This window comes from Micromonospora sp. NPDC047644, assembly GCF_040704315.1.
GTDB lineage: Bacteria > Actinomycetota > Actinomycetes > Mycobacteriales > Micromonosporaceae > Micromonospora.
This window is the reverse complement of sequence record NZ_JBEYSY010000009.1, coordinates 40,309-61,485: the sequence shown is the minus strand read 5'-3', so window position 1 is coordinate 61,485 and position 21,177 is coordinate 40,309. Positions and strand designations below refer to the sequence as shown.

At 70.6% G+C, this 21,177-nt stretch carries 22 protein-coding genes and 1 riboswitch; of the genes, 13 read left to right on the top strand and 9 right to left on the bottom strand.

All coding sequences use genetic code 11. From position 1 onward, the window contains the following. Window positions 1–38 precede the first annotated feature (38 nt). Genes AB0877_RS16330 through AB0877_RS16320 form a run of 3 tightly spaced genes read left to right on the top strand, consistent with a single transcriptional unit; the run spans window position 39 to window position 2,928 of the window. Window positions 39–1,094, top strand: coding sequence for an ABC transporter substrate-binding protein (locus tag AB0877_RS16330; RefSeq protein WP_366609500.1), 1,056 nt, complete (start codon window positions 39–41; stop codon window positions 1,092–1,094). Next, on the top strand, window positions 1,094–1,912 hold the full coding sequence (locus tag AB0877_RS16325; protein WP_366609498.1) for an ATP-binding cassette domain-containing protein: 819 nt from the start codon (window positions 1,094–1,096) through the stop codon (window positions 1,910–1,912). The genes AB0877_RS16330 and AB0877_RS16325 overlap by 1 nt, the downstream gene beginning before the upstream one ends. Beyond that, complete coding sequence (locus tag AB0877_RS16320; protein WP_366609496.1) at window positions 1,909–2,928, top strand: aldo/keto reductase; 1,020 nt, start codon at window positions 1,909–1,911, stop codon at window positions 2,926–2,928. The genes AB0877_RS16325 and AB0877_RS16320 overlap by 4 nt, the downstream gene beginning before the upstream one ends. Window positions 2,929–2,935: 7 nt before the next feature. On the opposite strand, the gene AB0877_RS16315 is transcribed toward AB0877_RS16320, so the two are convergent. Continuing rightward, window positions 2,936–3,658, bottom strand: a complete 723-nt coding sequence (locus AB0877_RS16315) for a FadR/GntR family transcriptional regulator (RefSeq protein WP_366609495.1) — start codon at window positions 3,656–3,658, stop codon at window positions 2,936–2,938. A gap of 7 nt (window positions 3,659–3,665) precedes the next feature. Then, window positions 3,666–5,063 (bottom strand): enolase C-terminal domain-like protein, encoded by a 1,398-nt coding sequence (locus AB0877_RS16310; RefSeq protein WP_366609493.1) that lies wholly within the window; start codon window positions 5,061–5,063, stop codon window positions 3,666–3,668. 432 nt (window positions 5,064–5,495) lie between these two features. Further along, a riboswitch (cobalamin riboswitch) is annotated at window positions 5,496–5,714 on the top strand. A 191-nt stretch (window positions 5,715–5,905) separates the two neighbouring features. Here AB0877_RS16310 and AB0877_RS16305 point away from each other — a divergent pair. The 3 genes from AB0877_RS16305 (at window position 5,906) to AB0877_RS16295 (ending at window position 9,953) form a co-directional block, all read left to right on the top strand. After that, a complete protein-coding gene (locus AB0877_RS16305; RefSeq protein WP_366609853.1) occupies window positions 5,906–8,257 on the top strand; it encodes a ribonucleoside-diphosphate reductase subunit alpha in 2,352 nt (783 codons plus the stop codon). A 56-nt stretch (window positions 8,258–8,313) separates the two neighbouring features. Next, complete coding sequence (locus tag AB0877_RS16300; protein ID WP_366609851.1) at window positions 8,314–9,309, top strand: ribonucleotide-diphosphate reductase subunit beta; 996 nt, start codon at window positions 8,314–8,316, stop codon at window positions 9,307–9,309. A gap of 146 nt (window positions 9,310–9,455) precedes the next feature. Next, on the top strand, window positions 9,456–9,953 hold the full coding sequence (locus tag AB0877_RS16295; protein WP_366609492.1) for an N-acetyltransferase family protein: 498 nt from the start codon (window positions 9,456–9,458) through the stop codon (window positions 9,951–9,953). Window positions 9,954–9,978: 25 nt separating this feature from the next. Here AB0877_RS16295 and AB0877_RS16290 read toward each other — a convergent pair whose 3' ends face one another. Continuing rightward, window positions 9,979–10,332, bottom strand: a complete 354-nt coding sequence (locus AB0877_RS16290) for a TraR/DksA C4-type zinc finger protein (protein ID WP_366609490.1) — start codon at window positions 10,330–10,332, stop codon at window positions 9,979–9,981. A 112-nt stretch (window positions 10,333–10,444) separates the two neighbouring features. On the opposite strand from AB0877_RS16290, the gene AB0877_RS16285 reads away from it, so the two are divergent. Further along, complete coding sequence (locus AB0877_RS16285; RefSeq protein WP_366609488.1) at window positions 10,445–11,035, top strand: TetR family transcriptional regulator C-terminal domain-containing protein; 591 nt, start codon at window positions 10,445–10,447, stop codon at window positions 11,033–11,035. Window positions 11,036–11,156: 121 nt separating this feature from the next. After that, window positions 11,157–11,507: a DUF1330 domain-containing protein gene (locus AB0877_RS16280; protein ID WP_366609486.1), complete on the top strand. Its 351-nt coding sequence runs from the start codon at window positions 11,157–11,159 to the stop codon at window positions 11,505–11,507. Between the two features lie 120 nt (window positions 11,508–11,627). Here the strand turns inward: AB0877_RS16280 and AB0877_RS16275 are convergent, their stop codons facing one another. Both AB0877_RS16275 and AB0877_RS16270 read right to left on the bottom strand, forming a co-directional pair. Continuing rightward, a complete protein-coding gene (locus AB0877_RS16275) occupies window positions 11,628–12,575 on the bottom strand; it encodes an ion transporter (protein ID WP_366609485.1) in 948 nt (315 codons plus the stop codon). Window positions 12,576–12,671: 96 nt separating this feature from the next. Continuing rightward, window positions 12,672–13,472 (bottom strand): alpha/beta fold hydrolase, encoded by an 801-nt coding sequence (locus AB0877_RS16270; RefSeq protein ID WP_366609484.1) that lies wholly within the window; start codon window positions 13,470–13,472, stop codon window positions 12,672–12,674. A gap of 100 nt (window positions 13,473–13,572) precedes the next feature. Here AB0877_RS16270 and AB0877_RS16265 point away from each other — a divergent pair, with 100 nt between their 5' ends. Beyond that, window positions 13,573–14,271: a helix-turn-helix domain-containing protein gene (locus AB0877_RS16265; RefSeq protein ID WP_366609482.1), complete on the top strand. Its 699-nt coding sequence runs from the start codon at window positions 13,573–13,575 to the stop codon at window positions 14,269–14,271. Window positions 14,272–14,389: 118 nt separating this feature from the next. Next, the gene (locus AB0877_RS16260) at window positions 14,390–14,749 is read left to right on the top strand and encodes a hypothetical protein (RefSeq protein ID WP_366609481.1); all 360 of its coding nucleotides are present in this window, start codon (window positions 14,390–14,392) and stop codon (window positions 14,747–14,749) included. 27 nt (window positions 14,750–14,776) lie between these two features. Here the strand turns inward: AB0877_RS16260 and AB0877_RS16255 are convergent, their stop codons facing one another. Together AB0877_RS16255 and AB0877_RS16250 are read right to left on the bottom strand one after the other, a co-directional pair. Further along, the gene (locus AB0877_RS16255; RefSeq protein WP_366609479.1) at window positions 14,777–15,238 is read right to left on the bottom strand and encodes a GNAT family N-acetyltransferase; all 462 of its coding nucleotides are present in this window, start codon (window positions 15,236–15,238) and stop codon (window positions 14,777–14,779) included. Window positions 15,239–15,403: 165 nt separating this feature from the next. Further along, window positions 15,404–16,261 carry an SDR family oxidoreductase gene (locus tag AB0877_RS16250; RefSeq protein WP_366609478.1) on the bottom strand — a complete coding sequence of 286 codons (858 nt, stop codon included), beginning with the start codon at window positions 16,259–16,261 and terminating at the stop codon, window positions 15,404–15,406. A gap of 95 nt (window positions 16,262–16,356) precedes the next feature. Here AB0877_RS16250 and AB0877_RS16245 point away from each other — a divergent pair, with 95 nt between their 5' ends. Continuing rightward, a complete protein-coding gene (locus tag AB0877_RS16245; RefSeq protein ID WP_366609850.1) occupies window positions 16,357–16,752 on the top strand; it encodes a helix-turn-helix domain-containing protein in 396 nt (131 codons plus the stop codon). On the opposite strand, the gene AB0877_RS16240 is transcribed toward AB0877_RS16245, so the two are convergent. After that, window positions 16,749–17,693 carry a DMT family transporter gene (locus AB0877_RS16240; RefSeq protein ID WP_366609477.1) on the bottom strand — a complete coding sequence of 315 codons (945 nt, stop codon included), beginning with the start codon at window positions 17,691–17,693 and terminating at the stop codon, window positions 16,749–16,751. The genes AB0877_RS16245 and AB0877_RS16240 overlap by 4 nt on opposite strands. Between AB0877_RS16240 and AB0877_RS16235 the strand changes: the two genes are divergently transcribed. Next, a complete protein-coding gene (locus AB0877_RS16235) occupies window positions 17,692–19,080 on the top strand; it encodes a PLP-dependent aminotransferase family protein (RefSeq protein WP_366609476.1) in 1,389 nt (462 codons plus the stop codon). The genes AB0877_RS16240 and AB0877_RS16235 overlap by 2 nt on opposite strands. 40 nt (window positions 19,081–19,120) lie before the next feature. Here the strand turns inward: AB0877_RS16235 and AB0877_RS16230 are convergent, their stop codons facing one another. Beyond that, on the bottom strand, window positions 19,121–20,083 hold the full coding sequence (locus AB0877_RS16230) for an AraC family transcriptional regulator (protein WP_366609475.1): 963 nt from the start codon (window positions 20,081–20,083) through the stop codon (window positions 19,121–19,123). Between the two features lie 421 nt (window positions 20,084–20,504). On the opposite strand from AB0877_RS16230, the gene AB0877_RS16225 reads away from it, so the two are divergent. Further along, complete coding sequence (locus AB0877_RS16225; protein ID WP_366609473.1) at window positions 20,505–21,167, top strand: hypothetical protein; 663 nt, start codon at window positions 20,505–20,507, stop codon at window positions 21,165–21,167. The last annotated feature ends 10 nt before the right edge of the window (window positions 21,168–21,177 follow it).

The window sequence follows — 21,177 nt, the reverse complement described above, 5'->3', positions numbered from 1 at the left end:
TGCCATTCCGAGAGTCCGAACGAGGAAGGACACACACCATGGCACACACCACCACCAGCCGGCGGACGCGAGGACGACTCCTGCGCGCGCAGGCGATCCTGGCCGCGGCCGCGGCGACCGCCCTGCTCAGCGCCTGCGGCGGGGTCGAGGTCCGTGACGGCGGCGGCGACGGCGCGGCCAAGGACGCGAGCGGCCCGTTGAAGCTCGCCGTCGTCCCCAAGGCGGTCGGCGCCGACTACTGGAACACCGTCAAGGCGGGCGCCGAGTGCGCTGCTCAGCGCGCGGGGGACGTCACCGTCCAGTGGGACGGCGTGACCGCCGAGACCGACGTCGAGGGCCAGGTCAACCTGATCCAGAACTTCGTGACCAAGAAGGTCGACGGCATCGTCTACGCGGCGACCGACTCCAGCGCGCTGGCGCCGGCGACCGACAAGGCGCTCAGCGCCAACATCCCGGTCGCCATGATCGACTCCGGCACCAGCCCGCAACCGTCGAACGTGCCCCTCTTCGCCACCGACAACCGTGCGTCGGCGACCGAGGCGGCGAAGCTGCTGGCCACCGAACTCGGCCCCGGCAACCACGAGGTGGCGCTGGTCGAGTTCCAGCCCGGATCGCAGACCAACACCGAGCGGGTCGACGGCTTCAAGGCCGGCCTCGCCCAGTACCCGAACCTGAAGCTGGTCGGCCAGCAGCCGAGCAAGAGCGACGTGAACGAGGCCCGACGGGTCACCGAGAACATCCTCACCGCGAACCCCAACCTGAAGGGTGTCTTCGCGGCCAACGAGCCGAGCGTGCTGGGCGCCGCGCAGGCCATCCAGGCCGCCGGCAAGTCCGGCAAGGTGGTCATCATCGGGTGGGACGCCGCCCCCGACGAGATCGCCGGCGTACGCAGCGGCCAGATCTCGGCGCTGGTCGTGCAGAACCCGTTCAAGATGGGCTACTTCGGCGTCGACAAGATGGTCAAGCACCTGCGGGACAAGGCGCCGCTCGCGTCGGCCGACACCGGCGTCACGTTCGTCACCAAGGAGAACATCGACTCGGCGGAGATCAAGGCGGTGCTCGAGCCCAGCTGCGCCAACCCGCCGGTGCAGTGATGGGCGCGATCCCCACGGCCACCGCGGACAGCGACCAGCAGCCCACCGACGCGGAGCCGCCGGTCCTCGAAGCCCGCGGCATCGTCAAGCGGTTCGGGCACGTCGAGGCGTTGCGCGGCGCCGACTTCACGGTCCGCCGGGGCGAGGTCGTCGCGCTGATCGGCGACAACGGCGCCGGCAAGAGCACTCTGATCAAGACCCTGTCCGGTGTGCACCCGCCGGACGAGGGCGAGATCCGCGTCGGCGGCCGTCCGGTCCAGTTCAACACCCCGGTCGACGCCCGACGCGCCGGAGTGGAGACCGTCTACCAGGACCTCGCCGTCGCCGACGACCTCAGCGTCGCCGCCAACCTGTATCTCGGCCGGGAGATCCTGCGCTCCGGACCACTCGGCCGGCTCGGGCTGCTGGACAAGCGCGCCATGCGCCACGGCGCCGCCGCCGCCCTGGACGAACTGGGCGTACGGATCCCCCGGGTCACCACCCCCATCGCGATGCTGTCCGGTGGGCAGCGGCAGTGCGTGGCGGTGGCCCGGGCCATCATCTGGGCGACCAACGTGGTCATCCTCGACGAGCCCACCGCGGCCCTGGGGGTGGTCCAGACCGGGCGGGTGCTCGACGTCGTCCGGCGGGCCCGCGACGCCGGCATGTCGGTGGTGCTGGTGAGCCACAACATGCCGCAGGTCCTCGAGATCGCCGACCGGGTCGAGGTGCTGCGCCTCGGCCGGCGCGCGGCCCAACTCCGCGCCGACGAGGCCACCACCGACGATCTGGTCGCCGCGATGACCGGCAGCACCAGCGTGGGTCGGGACGAGCGGTGACGGCGGCCGTCCAGGGAGGTGCCCGGGGTCCCGCGGGTCCGCCGAGCCGCGGCGGCGCTGCACCGCCGCCGCGGCTGAGCCCACTGGGCTTCGGCGCCTCCCAGGGCGGCAATCTCTACCGGGCGACGTCCGACGAGCAGTTCGCCGCCGCCGTGGACACCGCGTGGGCAGGCGGCATCCGATACTTCGACACCGCACCGCACTACGGGCTGGGCCTGTCCGAACGACGGCTGGGCGCGGCCCTGCGCTCCCGCCCCCGCGGCGAGTACGTGGTGTCGACGAAGGTCGGCCGGCTGCTCGTGCCGTCACCGGAGACGGCGCACCAGCGGGATCCGGAGGGGTTCGACGTTCCCGCCGACCACCGCCGGGTCTGGGACTTCAGCCGCGACGGCGTCCGCCGTTCGCTGGAGGCGAGCCTTCGGCGCACCGGCCTGGACCGGATCGACGTGGTGTATCTGCATGACCCGGACGAGCACTGGCAACAGGCGGCGAACGAGGCGATCCCGGCCCTGGTGGAGCTACGGGAGCAGGGCGTGATCGGCGCCGTCGGTGCGGGAATGAACCAGTCGGCGATGCTGGCCCGCTTCGTGGCGGAGACCGACGTGGACATGGTGATGTGCGCCGGCCGGTACACCCTCCTGGAGCAGGGCGCGCTGACCGACCTGCTACCCGCCGCGCAGGCCCGCCACGTCGGTGTGGTGGTCGCCGGTGTCTACAACTCGGGGCTGCTGGCCCGGGACATGCCGTCGACCGACGCCGTCTACGACTACCGGCAGGCGCAGGCAGAGGTGATCGACCACGCCCGCCTGATAGCGCGGGTCTGTCAGACGTACGGCGTCACGCTGCCCCAGGCGGCGTTGGCGTTCGTCCGTCGCCACCCGGCCGTGGTCTCGACCGTTGTCGGCATGCGCGACGACGCCCAGGTGACCGAGACCCTGCGTCGGTCCGGTGTCGACGTCCCGGATCAACTCTGGACGGCGCTGTACGACGAGGGGCTGCTCGACGTCCAGCCGTGAGGGTCGGTCACGACCGGGCCGTCTCGATGCTGGCGTCAGCGTCGTCGGGTAACCCCTGCAACGACTCCTCCACACCGATCAGGTGGTTGGCCATCCGGGTGCGCGCCCGCTCCGGGTCCCGTGCCACGAGGGCCTTCAGGATCGCCACGTGCTCGTCATGGGTGCGCAGGTCCGCGCCCTCCTCGTGCAGACTCCGCCAGAGCCGGCCACGGAGGGTGCGCCCGGCGAAGGCTTCGATCAGACCGACGAGCACCGGATTCTCGGCGTGTACCGCGATGATCCGGTGGAAGGCGATGTCGATCTCCATGATCCGCTCGTGGTCCGGCGGTGACTGGCCGACCAACCGGGCCGCCTCGTCGAGCAGGTCACCCGCCTGGGCCAGGGCCTCGTCGGTGATCCTGGTCGCGGCCAGGCAGGCGGCTTCGCACTCCAGCAGCCGGCGGACGGTGTGGATGTGCCGAGGGTCGCCCTGGCCCTGGAAGTCCACCACGAAGTTCATTGGGGCCAGCAGTTGCGGCGCGTCGAGGTTGGTGACGTAGGTGCCGTCGCCCTGCCGGATGTTGACGATCCCCAGGATCGACAGGGCCGACATCCCCTCGCGCAGGGAGCCCCGCGAGACACCGAGCTGCTCGGCGAGGTCCTTCTCGATGGGCAGCCGGTCCCCGGGCCGGAACTGCCCTTCGAGGATCATCCGTTTGATGCCGTTGACCACTTCGTCGGTGCGAGACATGTCCCCCCTAACGGCCGGCGGGGGTGGCCTTCCCACCCGCGATCACGTACGCCGCCTCCGGAGATGACACGGTAGTCGGGTCTGTCGCCGCCCAGTAGTGGCCGTCGGGGAAACGGTAGAGCGCCACCGACTCCGGACGCATCCGGGTGGAGTAGCCGGGCTGGCTGGGCAGGACGTATCCGCTGCCGGAACCGGTGTCGCGGATGATGCAGGGATCGGTGAAGTGCTCGTGCAGGTGGTCGACGAACTCGGTGACCCGGTTGGTGAGGTCCCCCGAGATCGCGACGTAGTCGAGCACCGACACGTGTTGGACCATCTCGCACAGCCCGACACCGCCGGCGTGCGGGCACACGGGGACGTCGAACTTCGCGGCCAGCAGCAGCACGGCGACGATCTCGTTGATGCTGGCCAACCTGCCGGTGTCGAGCTGGCAGAAGTCGATGGCCTCGGCCTGGAAGAGCTGCTTGAACATCACCCGGTTGTGGCAGTGTTCGCCGGTGGCGACGCCGATCGGAGCGACGGCGCGTCGGACGGCAGCGTGGCCCAGGATGTCGTCGGGGCTGGTCGGCTCCTCGATCCACAGTGGCGTGAAGCGGGCGAGAGCGGTGACCCAGTCGATGGCCTGACCGACGTCCCACACCTGGTTGGCGTCGATCATGAGGTTGCGATCCGGCCCGAGGATCTCCCGCGCGATGGCGCATCGGCGGATGTCGTCCTCGAGGTTGGCGCCCACCTTGAGCTTGACGTAGCCGTAGCCGGTGTCGACCGCCTCCTGGCACAGTCGGCGCAGCTTGTCGTCGCCGTAGCCGAGCCAGCCGGCCGAGGTGGTGTAGGCGGGGTAGCCGGTCCGGTCGAGCTCGGCGAGGCGGGCGGCCTTCGTGCTCTCCTTGGCCCGCAGGATGGCCAGTGCCTCGTCGCGGGTCAGCGCGTCGGAGAGGTAGCGCAGGTCCGCGATGTCGACGAGTTGCTCGGGGGTCATGTCGACGAGCAGCCGCCACAGCGGTTTGTCGGCGACCCGGGCGACCAGGTCCCATGACGCGTTCAGCACGGCGGCGAGGGACAGGTGGACGACGCCCTTCTCGGGGCCGAGCCACCGCAGTTGCGAGTCGGAGGTGAGCAGGCGGTAGACCGCGCCCATGTCCGCTGCCATCGTTGCCACGTCCTGGCCGACGAGGAGCTGTGCCTGGTGGACTGCCGCCGCCGCGACGATGTCGTTGCCTCGGCCGATGGTGAAGGTCAGGCCGTGCCCCGCGAGTGGCGCGCCCACGCCGTCGACGCCGTCGGTGTGCAGGACGACGTAGGCCGCCGAGTAGTCGCCGTCCTTGTTCATGGCGTCTGACCCGTCAGCGGTCAGGGAGGTGGGGAAGCGGACGTCTTCGACGGTGACGGCAGTGATCTGCGGCATGCGCTCCTCGCCCAGCTAGGCTAAAGATCAGATGATCACTGGGAGTATACGGAGGGCTGCTCCAGCGCGTCAACGTTGTCGATCACTTCTGGCGTGCAGACATATGATGTTTTCCCGCTCTCGCCGATCCGCCTTGATGCCGATCATGCCGGTTGGCAGGCCAACTCGACGCGCGCGGCGGATCCCGGAGATTGGATGTTCCACCTCGCCGCAACGTATCGACGGCGACGTATAGGCGTGGCCTCCAGTGCCACGGCCTCGATACGTCACATCTTTGTCGAATGTCGACACCCGTGCGCAGAGCCCCGTCTCCGGTGCCCGGCGTCGGTCGGCCGCTGCGTGCTCCCGAGGGTTGGTGACGGTGGTCACCGCATCGCCGTCGACACGCCCGAGACCGACATGTGGGGTGTGACAACGGCTGCGTCCCTATATATGGTGTCGAGCGCAGCTGGTTCGGCCGCTCATCCAGTGCGGTCGAGGCAACAGGGAACCCGGTGGAAATCCGGGACTGTCCCGCAGCGGTGAGTGGGAACGACAGCCGTCATGAGCACTGGGCCACCAGTTCGGCCTGGGAAGCGACGGCCAGTAGGAGACCGGCGAGCCCGGTCGTGCCCGCGAGTCCGAAGACCTGCCAGCGCGCCGCGTACCCGCACCCGGGTGGGCGGCGGTCCGAGGCCGCGTGGGACGGCTGACGCCACCTGACCCACGCCGCTGCCGGCGCGCGTCCATCGGTGTCTGTCTCCTCGCGTCCGGGCCACCAGGTCTCGAACTCCGAGGAGCGAGTGGTGACAGTCACCGAGGTAGTCCCGGCCAGCGGCGACGCGACAGTGCGGCGGACGCCGATGCAGGTCCGCAAGCGCGACGGCGGCACCGAACCCGTGGACGTGAACAGAATCGTCCGGGCGGTCGAGCGGTGGGCCGACGACCTGACCGACGTCGACCCGTTGCGGGTGGCTACCCGCACCATCAGCGGCCTCTACGACGGCGCGACCACTGCCGAACTCGACCGGCTGTCCATCCAGACCGCCGCCGAGATGATCGGTGAGGAGCCGCAGTACTCGCGTCTGGCCGCGCGGCTGCTGGCCGGCTACGTCGACAAGGAGGTGCGTCGACAGGGCATCACCTCGTTCAGCGCGGCGATCCGGGTCGGCCACGCCGAGGGCCTGATCGGTGACGACACCGCCGCGTTCGTCGCCGCACACGCCGCGACGCTCGATGACGCCATCGACCCGGACGGCGACCGCCGGTTCGAGTACTTCGGCCTCCGCACGGTGTACGACCGCTATCTGTTGCGCCACCCCACCAGCAGGCTGGTGCTGGAAACCCCGCAGTACTGGCTGCTGCGGGTGGCCTGCGGCCTGTCCCGGACGGCGGACGAGGCGGTCGACTTCTACCGGCTGATGTCCAGCCTGGCCTACCTGCCCAGCTCACCGACCTTGTTCAACTCCGGCACCCGGCACACCCAGATGTCCTCCTGCTACCTGGTCGACTCCCCGCTCGACGAGCTGGACTCGATCTACGCCCGGTACGCCCAGGTCGCCAACCTGTCCAAGTTCGCCGGGGGCATCGGCATCGCGTACTCCCGGGTCCGCTCCCGGGGCGCGCTGATCCGGGGCACGAACGGGCAGTCCAACGGGATCGTGCCGTGGCTGCGCACGTTGGACGCGAGCGTCGCCGCGGTCAACCAGGGTGGCCGACGCAAGGGCGCTGCCTGCGTCTACCTGGAGCCGTGGCACCCGGACATCGAGGAGTTCCTGCAACTGCGGGACAACACCGGCGAGGACGCCCGCCGCACCCACAACCTGAACCTGGCCAACTGGGTGCCGGACGAGTTCATGCGTCGGGTCGAGGCCGACGAGCCGTGGTCGCTGTTCGACCCGCACGAGGTGCCAGAGCTGCCCGACCTGTGGGGGGAGCGGTTCGACGCCGCGTACCGGCAGGCCGAGGCGCAGGGCCGCTACGTGCGGCAGGTCCCGGCCCGGGAGCTGTACGGGAAGATGATGCGGACCCTCGCCCAGACCGGCAACGGCTGGATGACCTTCAAGGACGCGTCGAACCGGCTCTGCAACCAGACCGCAGAGCCGGGCAACGTCGTACACCTGTCCAACCTCTGCACCGAGATCGTCGAGGTGTCCAGTGACGCCGAGACCGCCGTGTGCAACCTCGGCTCGGTGAACCTCGCCGCCCACCTCACCGCCGACGGCATCGACTGGGAGCGGCTGCGCGCCACGGTGCGGACCGCGGTGACCTTCCTCGACCGGGTCATCGACATCAACTACTACCCGACCGCGCAGGCGGCGGCGAGCAACCCCCGCTGGCGGCCCGTCGGGCTCGGGTTGATGGGCCTGCAGGACGCCTTCTTCGCGTTGCGGTTGCCGTTCGACTCGCCGGCCGCCCGCGAGCTGTCCACCCGGATCAGCGAGGAGCTGTACCTGACCGCGTTGGAGACCTCCGCCGACCTGGCGCGCGACTTCGGCGCGCATCCGGCGTACCCGCAGACCCGGGCCGCGCGGGGCCAGCTCCAGCCCGACCTGTGGGGTGTCGAGGGTACGCAGACGGCACGCTGGGCGGCCCTGCGGGAAGAGGTCGCGGCGCACGGGCTGCGCAACTCGCTGCTGGTGGCGGTCGCGCCGACGGCGACGATCGCCTCGATCGCCGGGTGCTACGAGTGCATCGAGCCGCAGGTGTCCAACCTGTTCAAGCGCGAAACCCTGTCGGGGGAGTTCCTCCAGGTCAACACCGCTCTGGTACGCGAACTGAAGGCCCGCGGTCTGTGGACCGAAAGGATCCGTTCGGCCATCAAGCGGGCGGAGGGGTCGGTGCAGGACATCGCCGAGCTGCCGGTCGGCGTACGGGAGCTGTTCCGCACCGCGTGGGAGCTGCCGCAGCGGGCGCTGATCGACCTGGCCGCCGCCCGTGCCCCGTTCGTCGACCAGTCCCAGTCGCTGAACCTGTTCCTGGCCGCGCCGACCATCGGCAAGCTCTCCTCGATGTACCTCTACGCCTGGAAGGCCGGGCTGAAGACCACCTACTACCTGCGCTCGCGTCCCGCGACGCGGATCCAGCAGGCCACCGTCAGCGCCGTCGCACCCGTTGCACCCGTCGCGCCCGTCGCTCTCGCGTCCGTGGCCCTCGACGCGGAGGCGCTCGCCTGCTCGCTGGAGAACCCCGAGTCGTGCGAGGCCTGCCAGTGACCGTCCCCGAAGCCGCCACCACCGACGCCAGCACCACCGACACGAGGACCACGCACATGCTGCTCGACCCCGGGATGGACCTCACTCTTCGCCCGATGCGCTACCCGCACTTCTTCGACCGGTTCCGCGACGCGATCCGCAACACCTGGACTGTCGAGGAGGTCGACCTGCACGCCGACCTCGCCGACCTGGACAGGTTGTCGCCGGCCGAACGGCACCTGGTCAGCCGCCTGGTGGCGTTCTTCGCCACCGGTGACACGATCGTCGCCAACAACCTGGTGCTCAACCTCTACCAGCACGTCAACAGCCCGGAGGGTCGCCTCTACCTGTCCCGCCAGCTGTTCGAGGAGGCCGTGCACGTCCAGTTCTACCTCAACCTGCTCGACACGTACGTCCCCGACGAGACGGAGCGCTTCGAGGCTTTCGCGGCCATCGAGAACATCCCCTCGATTCGTCGTAAGGCCGAGTTCTGCTTCCGGTGGATCGACTCCCTCAACGACCTGCGGGAGTTGCGGTCCCGCGAGGACCGGCGCACGTTCCTGCTCAACCTCATCTGCTTCGCCGCCTGCATCGAGGGGTTGTTCTTCTACGGCGCGTTCGCCTACGTCTACTTCCTGCGCTCCCGTGGCCTGCTGCACGGTCTCGCCTCGGGCACCAACTGGGTGTTCCGCGACGAGTCCATGCACATGGCGTTCGCGTTCGACGTCGTCGACACCGTCCGCGCCGAGGAGCCGGACCTGTTCGACGACGACCTCGCCGACCAGGTTCGCCGGATGCTCACCGAGGCGGTCGAGTGTGAGGTGCAGTTCGCCGAGGACCTGGTGGGCCAGGGCGTGCCCGGTCTGACCCTGGCCGACATGCGGGAGTACCTCCAGCACGTCGCCGACCGTCGCCTCGCCCAGCTCGGCATCGCGCCGCACTACGGGTCGAGCAACCCGTTCGGCTTCATGGAGTTGCAGGACGTGCAGGAGCTGTCCAACTTCTTCGAGCGGCGGGTGTCGGCGTACCAGGTCGGGGTGACCGGCACCGTCGCCTTCGACGACGACTTCTAGCGACCTCGGTCCATGCGCTTCCCTTGATCAGGTGATGAAAAGTAGCTTGGAGACGACCTCATTAGCTATTTCTCATCACCTGATCAAGGAACGTCAGGCCAGCGAGGCGAGACGGGGTGGGCGCCCGCCCGGAGAGGAACGTGCTGATGGTCGACATCACCGTGCGGCCCATGACCGACGCCGACGCCGACCGGGTCCTGACGATCTATCAGGCCGGCCTGGACACCGGTGACGCCAGCTTCGAGGTCACCGCGCCCGGCTGGGCGGCGTTCAGTGCCGCTCGACTGAGCGGTCACCGGTTCGTGGCCGTCGACCCGGGTGGAACGGTGCTCGGCTGGGTCGCCGTCTCGCCGACCTCGACCCGCGCGGTGTACGCCGGTGTGGTGGAGCACTCCGTGTACGTCGACCCGGCCGCCCAGGGCCGTGGCGTCGCCCGACTGCTGCTGGACGCGCTGATCACCTCCACCGAGGCCGCCGGCATCTGGACGATCCAGTCCGGGGTCTTCCCGGAGAACACCGCCAGCCTGGCGCTGCACCAGCGGGCCGGGTTCCGGGTCATCGGCGTCCGTGAGCGGGTCGGCCGCCACCACGGACGCTGGCGCGACGTCATTCTGTTGGAACGGCGCAGCCCCGCCATCGCCTGAGACGCCCGCCGGTCGGCGGTGCCCGTCACCGTCGGCTGGCGCAGGTCACGCAGGTGCGCGCCGACGGGCGGGCGGCGAGGCGCTCGGCGGGGATCGGGCGGCCACAGCCTTCGCACACGCCGTAGCTGCCGTCGTCCACCCGTTGCAGCGCGACGTCCAACTCGGCCAGCCGTCGGCGGGTGGCGTCGAGGACGGCGGTGAGCTGCGCGCGTTCGAAGGCGATCGTGCTGCCCTCGGGGTCGTGCTCGTCGTCGGCGTTCGACGACCGGGACGCCTCGAAGAGGCTCCGCAGGTCGCCGTCAAGGGCGGTGGCCTGAGCCTCGGCCTGTTCGCGCAGCCGCAGCAACTCCTCGCGGACCGCGCTGGAATCCCTGGTCATGGCACTCCACGGTACCTGGGGGATGACAGCGGTCACATCACTGGCATTCCGAGACGACCGGTCATATCGTGGTGTCTGTCAGTCGGAGCTGTGGGCGAAAGGAGTGCGTGAGATGCCACGACCGAAGTCCCCGACCAGTGCCGGAACTCGGCAACGGTTGTCCGACGCCGCGTTGGACCTGTTCCACCTGCGGGGCTACAACGGGACGAGCGTCCAGGACATCGTCGCCGCAGCCGGCGCGCCCAAGGGCACCTTCTACAACCACTTCGCCAGCAAGGAGGACCTCGCCCTGGACTCGGTGGCGAGATACTCCGCAGCGATGGGGCTGGAGATGCTCGACGCGGAGCAGGGCAGCACACCGCTGGAGCGGATCACCCGTCATCTGAGATACGTCACCGGCCTCGGCGACACCATGGGCGATCGCGGATGCCTGCTCGGCAACTTCGCCACCGAAATCCCGGCGCACAGTGATGCCCTGCGCGCCGCCGTCGACGCCGGCTTCGGTCGCTGGGTCGCCGCGCTCGCCGTGGCGATCGAGCAGGCGCGGACTGCCGGTGAACTGCACGGCGACGAACCCGCAACCGATCTCGCCGGCTTTGTCGTCTCCAGCTACGAGGGCGCGGCAGCCCGGGCAAAGGCATCCGGTGACCCGGCGGCCCTCCGGGAATTCTTCACGATCACCACGGCCCGGATCCTCACCTGATCCGCATCCGTTCGCGTCGCTGACAGCCCGGGTTCTTCCATCCGGCGCGGCGTGTACCCAATCCAAGACGACCGGTCGTACGCCTTCGGCCGGAAGCGACACCTGAATTGAGGAATGAGACATGAGCACGTACCTGATCAATCACCTGCGCATCCCGGGCGGAGTGCCGACCGAGGAGTCCCTGCGTTACCTGGAGCAGGTGCAGGCCACCACCGAGGCGTACGGCGCCAAGTGGCTCGTCCTGGATGCCCAGGTCGAGGTCCTTGAGGGCAGTTGGCCCGGTTCGGTGGTGCTGATCGAGTTCCCCGACGCGGAGACCGCCAAGACCTGGTACAACTCGCCCGAGTACCAGGCGATCCTGGCGCTACGCGTCGATCACACCATCAACGACCTGGTGCTGGTGGACTCCGTCGGCCCGGACTTCACGGTGGCCGGCTACGCGCGCCAGATCCGAACCCTGCTCGGCCAGTGACCAGTTCTCGCTGACCTGCCGTAGCCGATCCCCGCGCACCGCCCGGCGGGCGCGGGGATCGGCTACATGAAGGTGCGGGTGTGCGGGCACCGAACGCGGGAACGCGGTGCGAGCGTCGGATCACCGTTTGGTGCGGGCGTTGTCCCGGTGGGATCGGCCGTGCCCGTCGTCCCGGTCGATGCGTAGCTCGCGTTCCAACTCGGTGACGACCGCCCGCAGATCGTCCAGTCGTTGGGTGAGCGCGATTCGGTCAACCTCGTCCGGTACGCCGTCGCCGTCCTCGTCGTAGCCGGGGGCCAGTCGCTCGGTCATCTCCAGTCGGCGGGCCTCCTCCATGGAGTTCACGATGACCGCGATGAGGATGTTGAGCAGCAGGTTGACGGTGATGACCACGTAGCTGACGTAGTAGAGAAGCGTCCACGGTGAGATCTCCATGCCCTGCTCGATGAGGTCCGGCAGCGTCTCCAGAGACAACAGCACGAACAATGTCAACAGTGACCGGCCGATGTCGCCGTACTCCTGTGGGTATCTGTCGCCGAAGATGAGCCAGCCGGCCATCCCGTAGACGTAGAGCGTCACCACGGCCAGGGCGAGGAACCCGGTGACGCCCGGCAGGCTGCGCCAGAGTGCGGAGACGATGGTCCGCAGACCTGGCGAGAACCGCACCAGGCGGACCATGCGGGCGACGCGCACTACCCGCAGCAACGCCGAGTCACCGTGCAGTCCGGGTACGAAGATCGCCGCGATCACCACGAAGTCGAAGACGTTCCAGCCGTGCCGGAAGAAGTCCTGCGGACGCCGCCCGTACGCGGCCAACCGGATGGCGATCTCGACGACGAAGACGGCCCGGAAGAACAGCTCCAGCCCGTGCAGCGCGCTGTCGGCGGGGCTCAGGTCGTCGTATGTCTCCAGGCCGAGGACGATGCCGTTGGCGAGGATGACCACGACGATGGCGACCTCGAAGGGACGGGACCGGGCGAGGTGGGCGCACTGGTTGGCCCAACCCGACCGGTGCCGCGACGGCGGTTCCGGCCCACCTCGCTGGGTGGGCGCGGGGGCGTCACTCACCAGTCGACCGGCTCGATCGTGCGGCGGTGCGGATGGTGTGTGGGCATGCCCGCCAGCCTAGCCAAGATCCACGACGGTGGGCGATCGTGTGACCTCTCAGGAGTGAGCCGCCCGGTGCGGCGTCACCGGCGCCGCGAAGAACTCGGCGAGGGGCTCGACGATCCTGCGGTGGGCCCGGTTGATGGCGTCGTGGCCGCTGCGGGGGATGGTCAGCGTCCGAGCCCGTGGCAGCGCGCGGGCCAACGCGGCGTTCTGCTCCACGTAGTACGGCGGGCCGCCGGCGCCGCAGGCCAACAGCACCTCGGCGGGGATGCCGGCCCACCGGCTGGCCGGCCCGTCGTGAGCCAGGATGAGGGCCGACTCGTCCAGCGTCGCCGGCAGCAGCTCGCCCATGGTCCGGCCGATCGGCGTGCGCAGGAAGGCGCGCAGCATCGCGACCCGGAGGCCCAGCGGTAGCCTCGCCGCTGGCATCTGCGGGTTGATGCCGGCGGTGGTGAGGGCGAGACTGCGGGCGGTGTCGCCGACCTGTGCCGCCGCCCGGGCCGGCGCGAGCCAGCCCGACGGGAAGCTGCCGTCGATCGAGACCGCGGCGTCGTAGAGGGCGAGTCGGTCGATCGGCAGTCGGAGCGCGGCCTCGAGTGCCAGGAACCCCCCGGCGCTGTGGCCGATGACGTTGCCGGACCCGGTGTGCTCCAGCACGGCGGCGAGGTCGTCGACCTCCTGCTCGGCGGTGTAGGGCACCGACCTCGGTGGCGCGTCGGCCCGTCCCCGTCGGTTGTAGAGGTGAACGCTGAACCGGTCGGCGAGTGCCGTGGCGAGCCGCCGGTAGACGTCGATCGTCACGCCGCCACCGTGCACCACGACGATCCCCGGCCCCGTCCCGGTCGAGTGCAGCACGATCGTCGCGCCGTCCCGTGCCCTGACCTGCTCGATGTCTGCTTCACCCTTCTCCCGCCCACAACAACTGCAAACGACGTTCGCAGTTTACAGTAGGTCAGTGAGCGACGCACCCGCGAGTACCGGCGACGGCGGCCCCGAGCGGCAGTCGATCTGGAGCAGACCCGAACGCGGCAGCCGTGGCCCCGCCCCGGCACACAGTCGGGACGCCATCGTGGAGGCCGCCATCGCCCTGGCCGACGCCGAAGGGCTCGCGGCGGTGTCGATGCGCGCTGTGGCCGCCTCGCTCGGCACCGGTGCCGGATCCCTCTACCGCTACCTGTCGTCCCGGGACGACCTGTTGGACCTGATGACCGACCGGGCCGTGGGGGAGCTGCGCCCGTACCCGCAGGTGGAGGGTGACTGGCTGGAGACGATGGTGCTGCTGGGGCGACGGCAGTTGGTGCTGTTCGGTGCCCACCCGTGGTTGCCCGAGGTGATCCATCGGCCCTCGGGCGCCGGCCCGGAGAGCCTCGCCTGGTTCGACAACTGCATCCGGGTCCTGGCGCCGGTGCGCTGCCCGGTAACCGCCAAGTTCGAGGCCATCGCGATGATGACAGGCGTGGTGAGCCTCTTCGCCCGCCGCGAATCCGCGGCTGGGGCGTTCAGCTTCGCCGGGGTGGACCTCACGACGTACCCGCACCTCGTCGCCGCGTTCAGCCAGCCCGCCGGACCACCGCCCCGGGCGGACCTCGTCGAGCGGACCCTGCGCGGTCTGCTCACCGGCCTGCTGGTCACCGAGTCGACCGGGTCGGGCTGAGCGGGTCGGCGTACGGGCGGTGTCCGTCGTTCGTCCGCCACCGCGACGCCCGCTGGTCTAGGTTCTCGATGGTGAGCGGGACCAGCCCCGGCCTGCGCCAGCGGCGAAGAGGTGCGCGATGTCCGACCCTGATCCTGCCGACCTGCGTCGACGGGCCACTGACGGTGACCGGGACGCGGTCGACCAGCTCGTCGAGCTCGCGGGGGAACGGGGTGACCTCACCGAACTGCGTCAGCTGGCTGAGGACGGCAACGCCGACGCGGCGGCCCAGCTCGTCGAACTCGCCACCGAACTCGGCGACATGGGCGAGTTGCGGCGTCTCGCCGACCGGGGCGACAAGGATGCCGCTGACCAACTCGTCGAGTTGGCCGCGGAGCGGGCCGACGTCGGGGAGCTTCGCCGACTCGCCGACGGCGGGAACCGGGACGCCGCCGACGTCCTGGTCGAGCTCACCGAGGAGCAGGGCGGGGCGGAGTAGTCGGGCGGGGCGGGGTAGCCCTCGGCGTCACGTCGTGGTGGTGAGGTACCGGCGGTAGCCCAGGGCGGACTGCGCGAACCCGAGGGACGCGTAGAACCGGTGCGCGTCGGTGCGCGTGGCGTTCGACACCAGTTGGACCTTGTAGCAGCCGGCCGCCGTCGCCTCGTCGAGCGCCGCCAGCATCAGGGCCCGGGCGACTCCACGACGACGCCAGCCGGACGTGACCACCACGTTCTCCACCACCATGTACGGCCGCGCCCCGTGGGTGAGGTTGGGGACGACGACGGTGTCCAGGGTGCCCACGAAGGTGTCCCCGGCGACGGCCAGCAGGAGGCGGCGGCCAGCCTGGGCGTGCAGGTCACGCCAGGCGGTGGCGAGCCGGTCGGCGTGCGGCCGTACGTCGTCCGGAGCGAGCTGCCACAGCACGTCGAAGACCAGCTCGGGGTCGTCCTGCGCCACGGCGGCGCGGATGACGACGTCGCCGCTCACCGGGCTGACGCCTGACTGCCCGGATCGGACAGTGTGGAACGCCCCGCGTGCCGGGTGAGCCGGTCGTCGATGTGCCGCACCATGGCGCCGAGGATACGGTCACCGGCCGACGGGCGACGGGCGACGGCGTCGTGCCACCGCCGCCCGCATCGGCGATGACCCCGGTCAGGCCCGCGCCGCCCGGACGGCGTCGCGCAACGGAGTGCTCGGCCGACCGATCAACCGGCTCAGGTCGTCGCTGTCGGTCGCCAGCTCGCCGTCGGCGATGGACTGGTCGAGCGCGGCGACGAAACCGGCGGTGCCCGCGTCCAGGCCGACGTTCTCCAGGGCCGAGGCCAGCTCGGCGGCGGACATGTCCTGGTGAACGACAGTGGTACCGGTCACCTCGGTGACGGCTTCGGCCAGCTCGTCGAAGGTGAACGCCGTACCGCCCAGTTCGAAGACGGCGTTGCCGTCCTCCTCCCGGGTCAGCGCGGCAACGGCCGCCCTCGCGTAGTCGGCCCGGGTCGCCGCGGAGATCTTGCTGCCGCCGGTGGCGCCGAGGATCGTGCCGGATCCCAGGTACTGCGGGAGCTGGTCGGTGTAGTTCTCGGTGTACCAGCCGTTGCGCAGCACGGTGTAGGCCAGACCGGACGCGGCGAGCACCTCCTCGGTGGCCTTGTGCTCAGGGGCGAGCGGGTTCGCGGTGGTGTCGGCCTTCAGGATGCTCGTGTAGACGAGACGCTCGACGCCGGCGAGCTTGGCGGCGTCGATGACCGCGGTGTGCTGCGCGACGCGCTGACCGGGGGTGTCGCCGGAGATGAGCAGCAGGCGGCGTACGCCGGCCACGGCTCCGGGCAGCGTCGACGGGTCGTCGTAGTCGGCCTTGCGGATCTCGACGCCGCGCCTGGCGAGGTCGGCGGCCTTCTCCGGGCTGCGGACGATGGCGGCGATGTCGGTGGCGGGCACCCCGTTGTCGAGCAGGTGCCCGATCACCAGGCGGCCCAGTCGGCCGGTGGCGCCGGTGACGGCATAGGTGGGCATGGGAACCTCCGGAGGTAGTATCAGATCAGCAGGCACTTACGAATCTACAGCACTAACCGAAGGGCAGCGTGGGTTAGGCTGGTGAGGTGAGCGACATGCCGGCCCAGGACCCGGCGGGGCCTACCCAGGAATTCGTGAGCGATGTCTTCGCCCGGGGTTGCACCTCCCGCGCGGCCTTCGAGGACGTCACCTCGAAGTGGGCCTCGCTGGCCCTGTTGGCGCTCGGAGAGGGCCGCTACCGCTTCAACGCGCTGCGTCGGCGCATCGACGGGGTCAGCGAGCGGATGCTCTCCCAGACCCTGCAGACCCTCGAACGCGACGGGATGCTCACCCGCGAGGTGCTCACCGCGATCCCACCGCGCGTCGAATACTCGCTGACCCCCCTCGGCGCCCGGGTCGCCGAGCAACTGCGTGGCCTCGCCGATCTGCTGGAGGCCTCGGTGCCCGAGGTGCAGACCGCCCGCGACAGCCGCGAGCGCGACCGGGGCTAGGCGGCCTCGCGTCGCGCCGCGACCGTCCGTGGGCGTTGCCGGATGCGCTGGGTCGCCACGACGCATCCCAGCACCGCCAGCGCCGCCGCGATCGAGGCGGGGGAGACCACCTCGCCGAGCAGCAGCGCCGACCATCCCAGGGTCAGCACCGGCTGGGCGAGTTGGACCTGGCCCACCTGCGCCACACCGCCCCGGGCCAGGCCCGCGTACCAGGCGAAGAAGCCCAGGAACATCGAGACCCCGGTGAGATAGCCGAACGCCGACCAGCCGAGAGCGTCGGCCCGTGGCGGACTGACGACGGCGGCAACGGCCGTGACCGCGACGGTGATGGGCAGCGCGAGCAGCAACGCCCAGCAGATCGTCCGAGCGCCGCCCAGCTCGCGGGCGAGCGCGCCGCCCTCGGCGTAACCGAGGCCGCAGAGCACGACCGCCCCGAGCAGGAACAGGTCGGGCAGGGTGAGGGCGCCGCGTACCGCGCCACTGGCGCCGAGGAAGGCGAGAACCGCCAGCAGCCCGCCGGCGCTCACGATCCAGAACAGCGGCGGTGGACGTTCGCCGGCCCGCAGCACCGCGAACACGGCCGTCATCGCGGGCAGCGCGGCGATGACGACCGCGCTGTGCGCGGAGGTCTGGGTGAGAAGCGCCAACGAGGTGAACAGGGGAAAGCCGACGACGACTCCGAGGGCGACGATCGGCAGCCGTCGCCACTGACCGCGGGTGGGCCGCGGTGCGCCGGTGAGGCGCAGGTACGCCCAGGCCAGCAGCCCCGCGCCGACAGCCCGGCCGAAGGCGACGAACCACGGGTCGAGTTGCTGCACGGCCATGCGGGTGACCGGAAGCGACAGGCTGAAGCCGAGCACGCCCAGGGCGCCGAGGCCGAGCCCGGAGATCCGGTCCGCTGTTACCGTGTTCCCCGCTGTAGCGCTACTCTTGTCCCTCATGGAGAACGGTAACGCAGCCCAGCGCGTTATCCAAGATCTGCGGACCCTCGCGGCCGTCGCCGGCCCCGGCGCCCGGCTGCCCTCGGTACGAGAGTTGACCGCCCGACATCAGGCCTCGCCGGTCACCGTCGCCGAGGCCATCCGACAGTTGGCGGCCGAGGGGCTGATCGAGGCGCGACCCGGCCGCGGCACCTTTGTGGCCACCGCGCCGGACGAGCTGGGCGTACCCGATCTGTCCTGGCAGACCGTCGCGCTCGGGCCCCGCCGGTTCGGTCAGGATGAGATGCAGGCCCTGTTGGCGCTGACGCCCGCCGGGACGATCCCGCTGTCCGGTGGCTACCTCCACGCGGACCTGCAGCCCGCCGCTGCGCTCGGCGCCGCCCTCACCCGAGCCGCCCGCCAGCCGGCGAGCTGGCAGCGGGGGCCGGTCGAGGGCCGCGCGGACCTGCGCGCCTGGTTCGCCCGCGAGGTCGGGGCGGGGCTGCACGCCGAGGACATGGTGATCTGCCCCGGCGGGCAGGGCGCCCTGTCGTCCGCGATGCGCGCTCTCACCGCGCCCGGCGACGCCCTGCTGGTCGAGTCGCCGACCTACCTGGGTGCGTTGGCCGCCGCCCGCGCGGCCGGGCTGCGGGTGGTGCCCGTGCCGGCTGACGCCGACGGGGTACGGCCCGACCAACTCGCCGCCGCGTTCGCCCACACCGACGCTCGGCTCTTCTACTGCCAGCCCCTGTACGCCAACCCGCACGGCGCGACGCTGGCGGAGCACCGCCGGGCGCAGGTCGCCGAGGTCGTCCGCGACGCCGGGGCGTTCCTGATCGAGGACGACTACGCCCGTGACCTCACCATCGACGAACCGGCACCGCCGCCGCTGGCCAGCGATGATCCCGACGGTCACGTCATCTACCTTCGTTCGCTGACCAAGTCGACCGCCCCCGGGCTGCGCGTGGCCGCCATCGGAGCCCGTGGCCCGGCCGGAGCGCGACTGCGCGCCGCCCGGCTGCTCGACGACTTCTTCGTCGCCGGACCACTGCAACAGGCGGCGATCGACTTCCTCACCTCTCCGTCGTGGTCGCGGCATCGCCGGGCACTGCGCACAGCCCTCCGGACACGCCGTGACGCGTTGCTGACCGCGCTACGCCGGCATCTGCCAGGCATTGCCCCCCAGGCGATCCCACGTGGCGGTATGCACCTCTGGGTGCGCCTCGCCGCCGGCACCGACGAGGCGGCAGTGGCCGCTGCCGCGGCGGCCGAGGGCGTCGCCGTCTTCCCGGGCCGACCGTGGTACGCGGCCGACCCCCCGGCCCCGCACCTCCGCCTCACCTACGCGGCAGCGGCACCCGACCTCATGGACGAGGCCGTTCGACGCCTCGCCCGCGTCCTCGGTTGACCGCCGGTCGCCTGGCTGGTTGGCGTCCGGTGCGGGGGTCTCAGGCATTCAGCGTTTCGCGCGGCGGCACACCGAAGCTGGCGTGGTATCGCGCGGTGAACCTGCTGTGGCTGGCGAATCCCCACCGACTGGCGATCGCCGAGACGGTCTCCTGGCGCGGGTCGGCGCGGACCAGGTCGTGGTGCGCCCGGACGAGCCGGACTCGACGCAGGTAGGCCATCGGGGTGGTGCCGAGGTGGCGGCGGAAGGCGAGTTGGACCGCCCGGAGGGAGACGCCGGCGGCGCTGGCGATGTCGGCCGCGCTGATGTTCCGCTCGGCGTGCTCCTCCAGAAACGTGGTCGCCCGTCGCAGCGTGGCGGTGGTGGCATCGTTCCGGTCCGCGGCGGTCGGTTCGGTGAACGCGGTGTTGGGAAAGACCGCGAGCGCCGCCGCGGCCAGCATCCGGGCGGCGTTGCCGATAACCAGCGGCTGTGCCCCGGCGGCCGGGCTGTTCAACACGACGTCGCGGACGAAGCTGGTGGTGTTGCGCCACTGCCGGGCGAGATCCGTGCTGGCGGCGCTGAGTTCGGTGAACTCGATCCGACCCGGCCGGCGGGCGGGCGCGGCGGTGGCCACCTGCGCCAGCACCGACAGGTCCAGTACGCAGAGCTCCACCTCACCGGGGTGCCAGTGCACGCTGCACGGCTCCTGCGGCCTGGTGACGAGGAAGACGTCGCCGGGGCCGAACCGGTGGGCCGAGCCGGCGCAGGAGCGGTCGACGCGTGCGGTGCGGGTGCGACCGATGACCAGCCCGCCGAGGGTGCTGGCATCGATCTCGAGGTGTCCGGTCTGGCGGGTGGTCGCGATGGCGAAGGGACCGGTGTCGACGCGGTGGTGGGTGAGCCGGTATCCGTTCCTGCTGTGAATGCGCAGTTTCGGGTCGTACGTGTCGGACAGGAATTCCTGGATCGCCGTTGGGTCACGGCTCTCGAACTGGTGGGTCTGCACTGGCGATGACGTCATCCGCTGTCTCCGTCCGGTGGAGGTGCCGCCGGGTGCTGGAACGGGTGCCGGCGGCAGGTTCGGGACGTGCCGGGGTGCTCGGCGGTGACCCGGCACATCGTCGGCCGGCGGTGCGGTGGAACGTCGCGAGCGGGACGGCAGCGACCGGTTGAGCGTGTCGGATCTGGTCGGACCATTCACCGATGGTGAGACGCAATATCCGTAGATGGGAATTTCACCATACGGCAATCACCGACGTGCCGTCCTACGCATCACTGCGATGTGTCAGCAGCTCGACTTCGTTTTCCGGCTAGCGCGCCACATGGTTCTGCGCCTGCTGTCCTAGCCACCCGCGTGGCCGACAGCGAAATCTTGTTCATGATTCGTCGGAGGATGACCAACCGGCTCACCGCCGGGAGGCCGACGCACGGAGGGGGAAGCGTTGGACGGTACCGATCCTGACCGCGTCGTTCGGCTGGCCGTCGCCGAGGCGCTGGCCCGGGTGGCGGACGAGGACAGCCTGGGTCTGGGCGAGGGGGACGCGCTGGAGATGCTCGGTCGTGGGCTCCGGGAGGTGCTGCGCCGCGCACTCGACGACCGGGTGCCGCTGACCACGCCGGGGTTCGTCGACCTCTGCCGCGACCTCGGTCTGCACCGTGACGCCTTCGACCTGCTGGGGCACTACCTGATGACCGCGTTGCTGACCCAGCACGTCGGGCCCGACGCCCTGATCCGCGTCGGCGTGCTCTTCGGCACCGTCGGGCGTTACCTGCCCGGCGCCCGTCCGGTGGTCCATCGCAACGAAGGTCCCGCGACCCGGCGACGCGATGTGCGCTCGGACAACAGCGTCGTCGGTCGCTACCGGCGGGCCAAGCTGCCGGAGCACCTCCCCAACCCGCCGAGCTGGACCTGCACCGGATGCGGCCGTGAGTGGCCCTGCGCCACCAAGCAGAGCCAACTGCTCGCCGAGTTCGGTGGAGCGCGCGCCTCCCTCGCGGTCTATCTCGGCTCCTGCCTCGTCGCCGCCGCTCAGGATTTGCCCACGATGCCGTTGCCCCGGGTCCGGCTCCGCTTCCTGGGCTGGCTGCCGCGCGCCCGGATCTGACCGGGCCGTC